Here is a 12,023-nt window from a genome sequence, read left to right on the forward strand (position 1 = left end):
GCCGATCAGCGCTTAGCCCCAAGACGCAGCTCCGCCTGCAGCCGTTCGCGCTCGGGTGCCTCGCAGCGGCGCGGCGCATTGTAGGACTTCACCGCATAGCTCGCATTGGCGGCGACGAAGCGGCCGCGGTGCTCGGCCGGCAGGCGCGCGATGATCCGGCCCCGGTCGACCCTCAGCCCGCAATCATAGGCGCGTGAGACCTGCACTGCAGAGAATTCGGGCGTGCCCGGCATCGGCCCCGCGGCGACGCAGCCCGCAAGGCTCGCGGCTGCGAGGGCGACGAGGCAGGGCTTGAGGGCGACCATCGACAGTCAGAGCGCCTCGAAGCGACCGGCGCGGACATCCTGCATCTTCCCGCGTAGCGTCGCCCGCTCCTCGCTGGTGCAGGGTTGCGGGCGGACGTCCTGGTTGATCGTTTCGGCCTCGGAGACCGAGACATAGGCCGAGCGCGCCGCAGCGAGCTGCTCGTCGCTCGCCCCGCGCGCCTTCTCGGCGGCGAGGAAGCGATCCAGCGTCGTGCGCTGCGGCGAGCCGGCCTTGCAGGCGACGGCGCGCGAGACGGTCGTCGCCAGGGTCGAGGCGCGCCCGGAGGCAGTGTCGGCAGAACCGGCGACGCAGGCGGCGAGCGGCAGCGCGACGAAACAGGCGAGCAGCAGAGCTCGCCCGGCAGGCAGGAAGGCCATGGTCGCTCAGCCTTCCTTCTCGGGCAGGTTCACGCGCAGATGCGCTTCGCGCAGCTGCTTCGGCGTCGCCGGCGAAGGCGCGCCCATCAGGAGGTCGACGGCCTGCTGGTTCATCGGGAACAGCGCGACCTCGCGCAGGTTCGTCGCCCCCGCGAGCAGCATGATGATGCGGTCGACGCCCGCAGCCATGCCGCCATGCGGCGGCGCGCCGTACTGGAAAGCCCGGTACATGCCGCCGAAGCGCTCGATCACCGTCTCCTCGCCATAGCCGGCGATCTCGAAGGCCTTGACCATCGCTTCCGGGCGGTGGTTGCGGATGCCGCCCGAAGCGAGCTCATAGCCGTTGCAGGCGATGTCGTACTGGAAGGCCTTGATCGAGAGCGGATCGTCCTCGACCAGCGACTTCAGGCCGCCCTGCGGCATCGAGAACGGGTTGTGGGAGAAATCGACCTTCTTCTCGTCCTCGTTGTACTCGAACATCGGGAAGTCGACGATCCAGGCGAAGGCGAAAGCGTTCTCGTCGATCAGCCCGAGCTCGGAGCCGACCTTGTTCCGGGCGCTGCCGGCGAACTTGTAGAACTTGTCGGGATCGCCGGCGGCGAAGAAGCAGGCGTCGCCGGCCTTCAGGCCCATCTGGGCGACGATTCCTGCGACGCGCTCGGGGCCGATGTTGTTGGCGATCGGGCCCTGCCCTTCGCCGCCCTCCTTGACCATCAGATAGCCGAGGCCGGGCTGGCCCTCGCCCTGGGCCCAGGAGTTCATCCGGTCGCAGAAGGCGCGGCTGCCGCCGCCCGGCGCGGGGATCGCCCAGACGCGGTTCTTCTCGCCCTCGAGAATGCGGGCAAAGACCTTGAAGCCCGAGCCGCGGAAATGATCCGAGACGTCCTGCATCTCGATCGGGTTGCGAAGATCCGGCTTGTCGGACCCGTATTTGCGCAGCGCCTCGGCATAGGGGATGCGCGGCCAGTTGCGGGTGACGGACTTGCCCTCGCCGAACTCCTCAAACACGCCGGCGATCACCGGCTCCATCGTGGCGAACACGTCTTCCTGCTCGACGAAGCTCATCTCGACGTCGAGCTGGTAGAACTCGCCCGGCAGGCGGTCGGCGCGCGGGTCCTCGTCGCGGAAGCAGGGCGCGATCTGGAAGTATCGGTCGAACCCCGCCATCATCAGCAGCTGCTTGTACTGCTGCGGCGCCTGCGGCAGGGCGTAGAACTTGCCGGGATGCAGGCGGCTCGGCACCAGGAAGTCGCGCGCGCCTTCCGGCGAGGACGCGGTCAGGATCGGCGTCTGGAACTCGGAGAAGCCCGAAGCCTGCATGCGCCGGCGCAGCGAGTCGATCACCCTGGTGCGCAGCATGATGTTGCTGTGCAGCTTGTCGCGGCGCAGGTCGAGGAAACGGTATTTGAGGCGGGTGTCCTCAGGATATTCGAGGTCGCCGAACACCGGCAGCGGCAATTCGGCCGACGGGCCCAGCACTTCGAGCCCGGTGGCGAAGACCTCGACCGCGCCGGTGGCGAGGTTGGCGTTCTCGGTGCCGGCAAGGCGCGGCTTGACCTTGCCGTCGATGCGGATGACCCATTCCGAGCGAACCTTCTCGGCGTCGGCGAAGGCCGGCGAATCCGGATCGACCACGACCTGCGTCAGGCCATAATGGTCCCGCAGGTCGATGAAGAGCACGCCACCATGGTCGCGGATGCGATGGCACCAGCCGGAGAGACGCACGGAGGCGCCGATGTCGCTCTCGCGGAGCGCGCCGCAGGTGTGGGAACGGTAGCGATGCAGGGTCACGGGTTCAGCTTTCCGGGCGTCCATGCGGCCATGGTCGGGCGCGCAAGCGGTTTGGCGCCGTAACCACACGCGCGCGGCGCAGTTGTCAAGAACGCCCGCGACATGGCGCGCTTTCATCTGCTAAGAGCGCCGTCCATGAACCTGATCTCCACGACCGACGAGCTGGCTTCCGCCTGCTCCCGCCTCGCCCAGCACCCGTTCGTCACCGTCGACACCGAATTCCTGCGCGAGACCACCTATTACCCGAAGCTCTGCCTGATCCAGATGGCTTCGCCGGAGGAGGCCGTGATGGTCGATCCGCTGGCGGAGGGGATCGATCTTGCCCCGTTCATGGCGCTGATGACCGACCAGAACGTGGTCAAGGTCTTCCATGCCGCCCGGCAGGACCTCGAAATCGTCTGGATGCTCGGCCGCGTGCTGCCGACGCCGCTGTTCGACACGCAGGTCGCCGCCATGGTCTGCGGCTATGGCGACTCGGTCGGCTACGAGCAGCTGGTCAACGACCTCGCCAAGGCGCGCATCGACAAGTCCTCGCGCTTCACCGACTGGTCGCGCCGCCCACTCAGCGAGGCGCAACTGGTCTATGCCGAATCGGACGTCACCCATCTGCGCGACATCTATCTGGCGCTGCAGGCCGATCTCGCTGCCAGCGGCCGCGAAAGCTGGGTCGCCGAGGAGATGGCGGTGCTCAACTCGCCGGGAACCTACGAGGTCAAGCCGGAGAATGCCTGGCAGCGCCTGAAGGGCCGCCTGCGCAAGCCGAAGGAACTGGCGGTGCTGATGGAGCTCGCCGCCTGGCGCGAGCGCGAGGCTCAAGCTCGCGACGTGCCGCGCCAGCGCGTGCTCAAGGACGATGCGCTGATGGACATCGTCCAGCGTGCGCCCCGCTCGGTCGAGGCGCTCGGCGAGTTGCGCTCGGTGCCGAACGGCTTCGAGCGCTCGCGGGCCGGCGGCGAGGTGCTGGCTGCAGTCGGACGGGCCCTGGCACTCGACCCGCATAGCCTGCCGCGGCTGGAGCGCGAGCGCGGCCGGCCGAGCAACGGCGCCGTGCTCGACCTGCTCAAGGTGCTGCTCAAGGCGACCGCCGACGCCGAGCGCGTCGCGCCGAAGATCATCGCCTCCAGCGACGACCTGGAGGAGATCGCCGGTGACGATGAGGCCGACGTGCCGGCCCTGCATGGCTGGCGCCGCGAGCTCTTCGGCGAAAAGGCGCTGGCGCTGAAGAATGGCGCGCTGGCGCTCCGAATCGTGCGCGGGCGGGTGACGGTCGGATAGACCAGCCATCGCACAGATTGGATTTGCGTCCGGATGAGCGCCCGCCGCTAATCCGCCGCCTGGAAACGCACCTCGCCCTCGTTCAGGAAGCAGGTCTTGCTGAAGAGCGAGAGGTCGAGTGGGTTCGGCAAACGGATGTCGTCGAGGTCCGGGCACGGCTTTGCCGCCGGATCATAGGAGCGATCGATCTGAGAGATGAAGGCCAGGATCAGGCCCCTCTCCTGCGCGAAGGCCTTGAGCGCACGGATTTGCACCATCAACGCGGGATTGCCGCGCTTCTGGTCGAGCAGCTGCAGATAATCGACGATCGCCAATGTGCCCCGTGGCGCATCAGCCAGCGCCGATATGATGTGATCGGCGCTCATCGCATCCGAATCGTCGAAGGTGAACAGCGCCTCGAATTGGGCGGGATCGATGCCGAGCGCCCGGAAACGGCCGAGCACGTCTTTCGCCGTGTACTCGAGCGTGAAGAAGACCGCGCGGCGGCCGGCCTTCATCGCGGCCTCGGCGAGCTGGAGACTGAGCAGCGTCTTGCCCTGCCCGGGCCTTGCGGCGATCAGCAACAGATCGCCCGGTGCAAGGCGCTCCAGCAGCCCCTCGGCGGATAGGGCGCCGGCTGATTTGGCGGCCAGCAGGCTCCAGGCTCCGAACCCCTCGCCACTGGCGACCTGATCGAGCGCGAGATGGAGCGGGATGGCGTCCTTGCGCGCCAAGTCGCGGGCTTTGCGCTTCAAACGATAGACCGGTGCGGAAAGCTTCATCGATGGACCTCCTGATGCGAGCGACGTCTGCAACCCCTCCTTATGCGCAGCGCTCGAACAGTCGGTTCGGTGATGGAGATACCCTGCACGGCAGCGTGCTTCCCGGTCGGAGGGAGGAGGCGCGGGCCGCGCCTGGAATCAGATCTTAGCCGATTCCGCCCGCGCCGTCGCGTTGCCCTCCCATGCGAACCGCCGCAGATAGTCGACGAGCGCGCGCAGCTTCGGCGCCATGGCGCGGCGGCTGGGATAATAGAGATGGAAGCCCGCGAAATACGGGCAGAACTCCTCAAGCAGCGGCTCCAGCTCGCCGCGCGCGATCGCAGGGCGAAAGCTCTCCTCCATGCCGAAGGTGATGCCGGCGCCGGCCACGGCGAGCTTGATCATCAATGCCATGTCGCTGGTCGTGATCTCGGGCGCGACATTGACGCTGAACTCCTTGCCACCTTCCGCAAACTCCCAGCGATAGGGCGGGAGCTTGGGCCCTGGCCGCCAGCCGATGCAGCGATGCGCTGCCAGTTCCCGGGGATGGGCCGGCATGCCGCAGCGCTCGCGATAGCTTGGCGCGCAGACAGCGAGCTGGCGCTCATCGCCGCCGATCGAGACGGCGATCATGTCCTGCTCGATCACTTCGCCGAGCCTGACGCCGGCATCGTAACCGGCGGCGACAATGTCGAACTCCTCGTCGGTCACGGTGATGTCGAGCTCGACCTCCGGGTTCGCCGCCACGAAGCCTGCCAGGAACGGCCCCGAGAGGAAGCGCTCGGCGATCGACGACACGGCGAGGCGCAGGCGCCCGCGCGCACCGGCACGCAGGTCGCGCGTCGCCTCGACGGCGGCGCGCACCTCGGACAGTGCGGGCGAGAGATCGGCGAGCAGGCGCTCGCCTGCCTCGGTCAGGCTGACGCTGCGCGTCGTGCGCTGGATCAATGCGATACCCAGCCGCTCCTCCAGTTTGCGGATCGTCTGGCTCACCGCCGAGCGTGTCACGCCGACCCGGTCGGCAGCGCCGCGAAAACTCCTCTCCTCGGCGACCAGCGCGAACACCGCGAGAGCGTTGAGGTCCATCTCCATTGGTTAGAAAAACTCTCCATACTGGGAAACAATCGGCGGCTTATCGCGACAATGCCCTGCCCCTAGCTTTCGGGCAACCGCAACGTCGCGGTGCCCCGAAACAACCAGACGGAGCAGACATGGCCATGGACAAGGTCGTTCTCATCACCGGCGCCTCCAGCGGGATCGGCGTCGGCATCGCCCGCGAGCTCGCGGCGGCCGGAGCAAAACTGATGCTCGGCGCGAGGCGCACCGACCGCCTCGATGCACTCGCTGAAGAGCTCAACGCGAGAGGTGGCAAAGTCCGCACCCGTCGGCTCGACGTCACCGACCGCACCGATGTCGCGGCCTTCGCCGAGGCGGCGCGCGAGGCCTTCGGCCGTGTCGATGTCATCGTCAACAATGCCGGCGTCATGCCGCTCTCGCTGATGGCCTCGCTCAAGGTCGACGAGTGGGACCGGATGATCGACGTCAACATCAAGGGCGTGCTGTACGGCATCGCCGCCGTGTTGCCGCAGATGCTGGGGCGTGGCTCCGGCCAGATCATCAACATCGCCTCGATCGGCGCCCTCGCCGTCTCGCCGACCGCGGCCGTCTACTGCGCGACGAAATACGCTGTGCGCGCCATCTCGGACGGTCTGCGCCAGGAGCATTCTGAGCTGCGCGTCACCTGCATCCATCCCGGCGTGGTCGAGAGCGAGCTTGCGAGCACCATCACCGATCCCGCGGCAGCCGAGCTGATGAGAACGTACCGCGCCGTCGCGCTCCAGCCCGATGCGATCGGCCGCGCCGTGCGCTTCGCGATCGAGCAGCCGGACGATGTCGACGTCAACGAGATCGTCGTCCGTCCCACCGCCACCCGTTGAGGAGGAAACCATGACCCTATCCATGCCAGCTCCGCTGCGCGCCGCCGCCGCCGCCTTCGCCATCGCGGCGATGCCCGCCCCCGCCATCGCCGAACCGAGCGAAGAGCGGCGCAAGCGCGGCGAAGCCGTCATCCGCAGCCTGAACAAGGGCGAGCCTCAGCCGGCGCTGGAGCGCATGCGGCAGGAGTTTCCCTTCCTCGCCGAGGCGACCGAGGCCTATGCGCTGGGCGATGTCTGGTCCCGGACCGGCCTTGACAGCCGCACGCGCCAGCTCGCAGCGGTGGCGGCCTTCGCCGCGACCGGGCAGACCGCCTTCATGAAGGTTCATGCCGGCTACGCGCTGAACATCGGCGTGCCCGAGGAAGAGCTTAAGGAGATCGTCTACCTGATCACCGTGCCGGCCGGCATCTCGCGCGCGATTGCGGCGTCGCAGGTGCTGTCGGAGCTCTTCGCCGAACGCCGCAAGCAGTGAAGGGAACCGCGATGAACACCCTGCTCGTAAACGCCTCGCTCTTGCTGGCCGCCGGCGTCGGCCTCGCCACCACCATCCAGACCGGACCGGAAGGATCCACCCGCATGACCATCACCAAGGCAGCCGCTGCCGAGAACCACCCCTATGTCGGGATGTGGGTCACCGCCGACAATCATGTCCGGCACAACCTCCTTCCGAATGGCCGCTATGACGAGGCGCGCGGCAATCGCGAAAGCGCCTATCGCGGCCGCTACAAAGTGACAGGCAACTATATCGAGTACTGGGACGACACCGGCTTTACCGCCGACGGAACCTTTGTCGATCCCGACACGCTCCATCATGGCGGCATGATCCTGCGCCGCCGCCCCTGACAGGGGCCGTCACCTCCATCGCGCAAAGCTGTGGAACGCGGGCCGGGCCTTGCCTCACTTGCCGGCGGGCGTGCTAGAAGCGCCGCCTTGCGTTTCCCGCCATGGCAAGGAGCGGCCTGGATTCCGGCATGAAGACTGGCATCGACATGGGGTCGACGCGCGGCGGCGAGCCCGCCGAGCTCGACCTTGCCGAATTGCTGGCAACGCGCCTGCTGGTCCAGGGCAATTCCGGCTCGGGCAAGTCGCATCTGCTGCGCCGCCTGCTCGAACAGAGCGCGCCCCTCGTGCAGCAGGCCATCGTCGATCCCGAGGGCGACTTCGTCTCGCTGGCCGACCAGTTCGGCCATGTCGTGGTCGACGGCACCGCGAGCCCGGTCGAATTGCAGAAGATCGCCCTGCGCGTGCGCCAGCACCGGGTCTCGGTGGTGCTCAACCTCGAAGAGCTCGACGCCGACGAGCAGTTGCGCGCCACCGCCGCCTTCCTCGGCGGGCTTTTCGATATCGACCGCGCCCATTGGTATCCGATGCTGGTCGTGGTCGACGAGGCCCAGCTCTTCGCGCCGGTGATGGCGGGCGAGGCCTCCGACGAGGCGCGCCGGCTCTCGCTCGGCGCGATGACCAATCTGATGTGCCGCGGCCGCAAGCGCGGCCTCGCCGGCGTGATCGCGACGCAACGCCTCGCCAAGCTCGCCAAGAACGTCGCGGCCGAGGCCTCCAACTTCCTGATGGGCCGTACTTTCCTCGACATCGACATGCAGCGCGCCGCCGACCTGCTCGGCATGGACCGGCGCCAGGCCGAGATGTTCCGCGATCTCGAGCGCGGCCAGTTCGTCGCGCTCGGCCCGGCCCTGTCCAAGAAGCCGCTGCCGGTGCGGATCGGTCCGGTCGCTTCGATCGATCGCGGCGGCGCGCCTGGCCTGCTGCCTTTGCCCGAGCAGGCTCCGGAAGACGCCAGCAAGCTGATCTTCACCGCCGGCGAGGACGAGGTCGCGCCCGCGCCCTGGCCCAAGCAGCCGCGGCCGCGGCCGGTGGTGGCGCCCGAGATCATCCGCCGCATCGAGACGCATCAGCCGGTGCCGCCGCCCGAGCCTGAGATCGAGATGGATCCGGCCGAGCGCGCCGCGGCGCTGGTCGAGATCCTCAACGAATTGCTCGACGATCCCGAGGCGCGCGACCGGCCGGTCGCCGTGCTCTACCAGGACTTCACCGTGCGCTGCCGGATGCGCCGGGTCACCGGGCCGGAGACGAGCCTGGACGCCTTCCGCAAGCGCCTCGCGGTCGCTCGCGCCGGTGCGAGCGAGGCGGTCTTGTCGTCCGAGGCGTGGGACAAGGCGCTCGCGGCGGCCGAAACCCTGCCGGAGGACCTGCACGGGCTCTTCCTGTTCATCGCCCGCAGCGCCATCGAGGGCGCACCCTGCCCGTCCGATGCCGAGTTGGCCGAGGCCTATGGCAGCCATTCACCGAGCCGGGCACGCCGGCTGATCGGCTATATCGAGGAGCGCGGGCTGCTCGTCTGCCATGTCGATTTCCGCGGCCAGCGCACGCTCGCCCTGCCCTCGCTCGGCGTCGAGACCGCGCCAGGCCTGGCCTCCCCGCTGGTCAAGGGCCTGCCGCCGCGGCGGGCGCGGGGATAAGCCGCGGCTGTCTTTCCGGTACGGGTCGCGGCCAAACCTCGAACCGCCGCGCCTACCCGTCATGGTCGGGCTTGTCCCGACCAACCACGTCGACCTCGTTCGCATGCACAGTTCAGGACGTCAGGCCCGCCACAGGGCAAGCATGACGCGCTGGATCAGTCGACTACGCTGGGATTACCGCAGCGATTGCGACGCCTGCGCGTTGAACGCATCGAACGGCAATTCGGCGACGCGGAACCAGAGCTGCTCCTTCTTCCAGTACGGCAGGAAGGAATCCCACAGCGTCTTGAAGTTCGGGTTTTTCGCCGCCTGGTCCGCGTAGAGCGCAAAAGCCTCCTTGAAGGCGGCCTGCATCACGTCCTGTGGGAAGGCGCGCAGCTCGGCGCCGGCCGCAATCAGACGCAGGAGCGCATCGGGGTTGCCGTGGTCGTATTTGGCCATGCAGAGCGCGTTCGCCTCGGCGCAGGCCGCCTCGACGATGGCGCGGTAATGCGCCGGCAGCCCGTTCCACTTCTCCTGGTTGGCAATGAAGCTGACATTGGCGCAGCCTTCCCAGAAGCCGGGATAGTAATAGTACTTCGCCACCTTCACGAAGCCGAGCTTCTCGTCGTCATAGGGGCCGGAGAACTCGGCCGCGTCGATCGTGCCGCGCTCCAGCGCCGGGTAGATGTCGCCGCCGCCGAGCGTCTGGGGCACGACACCGAGCTTGGCCATGATCTGGCCGCCGAGGCCGGCGATGCGGAACTTCAAGCCTTGCAGATCCGCCGCGCTCTTGATCTCTTTGCGGAACCAGCCGCCCATCTGGGCGCCGGTGTTGCCCGAGGGAATGGTGTGCACGCCGAACTTCTTCATCAGATCGCGGCAGAGCTCGAGCCCGCCGCCGTGATAGAGCCAGGCGTTCTGCTGGCGGGTGTTGAGGCCGAAGGGCAAAGAGGTCTCGAAGGCGAAGGCGGTGTCCTTGCCGATATAGAAGCTCGCCAGCGTATGGCTGCATTCGACCGTGCCGTTCTGGACCGCATCGAGAGCCTGCAGCGCCGGCACGATCTCGCCGGCGGCGAAGGTCTGGATCTGGAAATTGCCGTCGGTCGCCTCGGCGACGCGCTTGGCGACCTGGGTCGAGATGCCGAACAGTGTGTCGAGGCTCTTCGGATAGCTCGAGGTCAGGCGCCAGTTGATCTTCGGATTGGTCTGCGCGACCGCCGGCGCTGCGATGGTCGCGGCGGCGGCCCCGGCGGCCGAGGTCTTGAGAAGCTTGCGGCGGTCCATGGTGGTTCCTCACACGCTATCGCGCCGGATCGGTCCGGCGACATCTTGCGGTCAGGCTAGCGACAGCAAGGCACCGGCGGAACTGCGTTCATTGCGCTCCGGCATGCGCAAACGGCGGGGCCGCACCAAAAAAGCCCGCCGCTCCAAGGAGCGGCGGGCTGTATCGACGAGTTTGGCGTTCGATCAGTTCTTGGCGATGAAGCACTGCCCGCCGGCCGCTTGCAGCGCCGAGCACATCGAGCTCGCATCCTCGCGGGCATAGGGACCGACGCGCAGGCGATAGACCGTCTTGCCGCCGGCCAGCTCGGTCTTGCGGATGATCGGGCTTTGGCCGGAGAGCTGATCGGGATACTTGCGCTGCAGCGCCGCGAAAGTGGCGCGCGCCTCGGCTTCGCTGCCCGGCGCGCCGAGCTGCACGGCGAAGCCGCCGTTCGGATCGGTACGCGGACCGGCGGCGGCCGGCTGCGTCTGCTGCTGCGGCGCGAGCGCGGCGGTGCGGGTCGCGGCGGCAGGCGGGGTTTGCGAAGCCGGCGGGGTCGCCGGCGCCGCGGCGCGCTCCTGCGTCTTGGGCGCGGCAGCCGGGGTCGCGCTCGGCTGCTGCGGCCGGGAAGCGGCCTGCGCCTGCGTGGCCGGCGCCGGGGTGGTCGGGCGGCTCGCCGGAGCCGAGCCGGTCACGATACCCTGCCCCGCCCCGTTCGCGGTGGTGTCGCTGACCGCAGGGGTACCATCAGGGCGGATCGCGACGGTGCGGACCTTGCGCGGCTCGCCGAGACCGGGCACGGCCGGGATCGGCACCAGGCCCGGCTCGGTCGGAGCGAGAGCCGCTGCCGCGGTATCGGTCGGCGTGATGCTGCCATTGGACGGCTGGGTCGGGCGCGGCGCCATCGAGCGCGCCGCCTGCTCCACGTCGACCGGCTGCTCCTCGCGGCTGACCACCTTGGTCCTGTCGGCCGAGGCATCGCCGCTGCGCTCGTAGATCTGCTTGTTTTGGTTCGGAATCTCGGCGCCGCCCGGATTGACCGGAGCGACCTTGGACGGGCCGGTATCGGCGGCGATCACCGGCGGCTGGCCGTTGACCCCAGCCGGCTTGCCATTGCGGAAGACCATGGCGGCACCGACGCCGCCGACCGCGACGATGACCAGCGCCGCCGCGGTCAGCATGCCTTTGCGCGAGCGCGAGCGCCTGAAATCGCGTGGCTCGTCATCGAGACCCTGCTGCTGCGCATCATAATCGGGTTCGGCCTGCTGATAGCTCGGCGCAGGCTGGGGCTGATAGGCGTGCACCTGTCCGGCCGCTTCGTCGAGATCGCGCGGCTGCTCCGGGACGTAGGCGTGCGCCCCCTCCGCCTGCATCGCATAAGGCTGCGCATGTGATGGCGCAGGCAGCGGCTCATCGTAATCGTGCGCAGGCGGCACCGGCGCCTTTGCGACGGGCGGCGGCGCGGTCCGCACCGGCTCGGTGCGGCGCAGCAGCGCCTCGAACTCGTCGAGCGCACCGCGGACATCGGCCGGGGGCGGAGCCGACTGCACCGGCGGCGTCGTGACCAACGTCGGCTGGAAGCTCGGCTCGGTCCGGTTGCCGGCGGCCCAGGACACGGGCTGCGGCGCTGCCGGGGCCGCGGGACGCGCCTGCTCGGACGAGCGACCGGCGAAGAGCTCCTTCAACGGATCGTCCTGACTGACGAGACGGGTCAGCTCCATCAGCGGATCGGAGGCCGCGCCGGGTTTCTGCGGCTGGGCCGCCCCGCGCAGCTGACGCTCCAGATCGTCGAGATCGAGGGCGAAACGGTTCCTAGCTGGCTCGCTCATGACATGATCCATTCCAGCGCATGCCAGCCCCCATCAAAGGACGCC

Annotated in this window: 12 protein-coding genes; 5 read left to right on the forward strand and 7 right to left on the reverse strand. The window is 68.5% G+C overall.

The features are described 5' to 3' along the window. Positions 1 to 5 precede the first annotated feature (5 nt). Genes ACFPOB_RS02895 through aspS form a run of 3 tightly spaced genes read right to left on the reverse strand, consistent with a single transcriptional unit; the run spans position 6 to position 2,468 of the window. Positions 6 to 305 (reverse strand): hypothetical protein, encoded by a 300-nt coding sequence (locus ACFPOB_RS02895; RefSeq protein WP_377795763.1) that lies wholly within the window; start codon positions 303 to 305, stop codon positions 6 to 8. 6 nt (positions 306 to 311) lie between these two features. Next, positions 312 to 683: a hypothetical protein gene (locus ACFPOB_RS02900; RefSeq protein ID WP_377795765.1), complete on the reverse strand. Its 372-nt coding sequence runs from the start codon at positions 681 to 683 to the stop codon at positions 312 to 314. 6 nt (positions 684 to 689) lie between these two features. Continuing rightward, positions 690 to 2,468, reverse strand: a complete 1,779-nt coding sequence (aspS, locus tag ACFPOB_RS02905) for an aspartate--tRNA ligase (RefSeq protein ID WP_377796047.1) — start codon at positions 2,466 to 2,468, stop codon at positions 690 to 692. Positions 2,469 to 2,609: 141 nt separating this feature from the next. Between aspS and rnd the strand changes: the two genes are divergently transcribed. Continuing rightward, complete coding sequence (gene rnd / locus ACFPOB_RS02910) at positions 2,610 to 3,749, forward strand: ribonuclease D (protein WP_377795766.1); 1,140 nt, start codon at positions 2,610 to 2,612, stop codon at positions 3,747 to 3,749. 47 nt (positions 3,750 to 3,796) lie between these two features. Here rnd and ACFPOB_RS02915 read toward each other — a convergent pair whose 3' ends face one another. Both ACFPOB_RS02915 and ACFPOB_RS02920 read right to left on the reverse strand, forming a co-directional pair. Further along, positions 3,797 to 4,510: a DNA helicase gene (locus tag ACFPOB_RS02915; protein WP_377795767.1), complete on the reverse strand. Its 714-nt coding sequence runs from the start codon at positions 4,508 to 4,510 to the stop codon at positions 3,797 to 3,799. 138 nt (positions 4,511 to 4,648) lie between these two features. Continuing rightward, positions 4,649 to 5,581: a LysR family transcriptional regulator gene (locus tag ACFPOB_RS02920; protein ID WP_377795768.1), complete on the reverse strand. Its 933-nt coding sequence runs from the start codon at positions 5,579 to 5,581 to the stop codon at positions 4,649 to 4,651. Between the two features lie 119 nt (positions 5,582 to 5,700). Between ACFPOB_RS02920 and ACFPOB_RS02925 the strand changes: the two genes are divergently transcribed. From ACFPOB_RS02925 to ACFPOB_RS02940, 4 genes are all read left to right on the forward strand, one after another. Beyond that, positions 5,701 to 6,426, forward strand: coding sequence for an SDR family oxidoreductase (locus ACFPOB_RS02925; RefSeq protein ID WP_377795770.1), 726 nt, complete (start codon positions 5,701 to 5,703; stop codon positions 6,424 to 6,426). Positions 6,427 to 6,436: 10 nt separating this feature from the next. Then, positions 6,437 to 6,898 carry a carboxymuconolactone decarboxylase family protein gene (locus tag ACFPOB_RS02930; RefSeq protein ID WP_377795772.1) on the forward strand — a complete coding sequence of 154 codons (462 nt, stop codon included), beginning with the start codon at positions 6,437 to 6,439 and terminating at the stop codon, positions 6,896 to 6,898. A gap of 11 nt (positions 6,899 to 6,909) precedes the next feature. After that, a complete protein-coding gene (locus tag ACFPOB_RS02935; RefSeq protein ID WP_377795773.1) occupies positions 6,910 to 7,269 on the forward strand; it encodes an Atu4866 domain-containing protein in 360 nt (119 codons plus the stop codon). A 128-nt stretch (positions 7,270 to 7,397) separates the two neighbouring features. Beyond that, the gene (locus ACFPOB_RS02940) at positions 7,398 to 8,903 is read left to right on the forward strand and encodes a helicase HerA domain-containing protein (protein WP_377795775.1); all 1,506 of its coding nucleotides are present in this window, start codon (positions 7,398 to 7,400) and stop codon (positions 8,901 to 8,903) included. A gap of 174 nt (positions 8,904 to 9,077) precedes the next feature. Here the strand turns inward: ACFPOB_RS02940 and ACFPOB_RS02945 are convergent, their stop codons facing one another. Next, on the reverse strand, positions 9,078 to 10,169 hold the full coding sequence (locus ACFPOB_RS02945; protein WP_377795776.1) for a TRAP transporter substrate-binding protein: 1,092 nt from the start codon (positions 10,167 to 10,169) through the stop codon (positions 9,078 to 9,080). 183 nt (positions 10,170 to 10,352) lie between these two features. Next, positions 10,353 to 11,978 (reverse strand): SPOR domain-containing protein, encoded by a 1,626-nt coding sequence (locus ACFPOB_RS02950; RefSeq protein WP_377795777.1) that lies wholly within the window; start codon positions 11,976 to 11,978, stop codon positions 10,353 to 10,355. Positions 11,979 to 12,023 lie beyond the last annotated feature (45 nt).

It is taken from the genome of Allobosea eneae (genome assembly GCF_042657265.1).
Taxonomy (GTDB): domain Bacteria; phylum Pseudomonadota; class Alphaproteobacteria; order Rhizobiales; family Beijerinckiaceae; genus Allobosea; species Allobosea eneae.

Bases quoted from the DNA above. Each gene is read 5' to 3' on its own strand.
- ACFPOB_RS02925 (WP_377795770.1), top strand. From the start codon at position 5,701: ATGGCCATGGACAAGGTCGTTCTCATCACCGGCGCCTCCAGCGGGATC.
- ACFPOB_RS02940 (WP_377795775.1), top strand. From the start codon at position 7,398: ATGAAGACTGGCATCGACATGGGGTCGACGCGCGGCGGCGAGCCCGCC.
- rnd (WP_377795766.1), top strand. From the start codon at position 2,610: ATGAACCTGATCTCCACGACCGACGAGCTGGCTTCCGCCTGCTCCCGC.
- ACFPOB_RS02930 (WP_377795772.1), top strand. From the start codon at position 6,437: ATGACCCTATCCATGCCAGCTCCGCTGCGCGCCGCCGCCGCCGCCTTC.
- ACFPOB_RS02920 (WP_377795768.1), bottom strand. From the start codon at position 5,581: ATGGAGATGGACCTCAACGCTCTCGCGGTGTTCGCGCTGGTCGCCGAG.
- ACFPOB_RS02935 (WP_377795773.1), top strand. From the start codon at position 6,910: ATGAACACCCTGCTCGTAAACGCCTCGCTCTTGCTGGCCGCCGGCGTC.
- ACFPOB_RS02915 (WP_377795767.1), bottom strand. From the start codon at position 4,510: ATGAAGCTTTCCGCACCGGTCTATCGTTTGAAGCGCAAAGCCCGCGAC.
- ACFPOB_RS02945 (WP_377795776.1), bottom strand. From the start codon at position 10,169: ATGGACCGCCGCAAGCTTCTCAAGACCTCGGCCGCCGGGGCCGCCGCC.
- ACFPOB_RS02895 (WP_377795763.1), bottom strand. From the start codon at position 305: ATGGTCGCCCTCAAGCCCTGCCTCGTCGCCCTCGCAGCCGCGAGCCTT.
- ACFPOB_RS02900 (WP_377795765.1), bottom strand. From the start codon at position 683: ATGGCCTTCCTGCCTGCCGGGCGAGCTCTGCTGCTCGCCTGTTTCGTC.
- ACFPOB_RS02950 (WP_377795777.1), bottom strand. From the start codon at position 11,978: ATGAGCGAGCCAGCTAGGAACCGTTTCGCCCTCGATCTCGACGATCTG.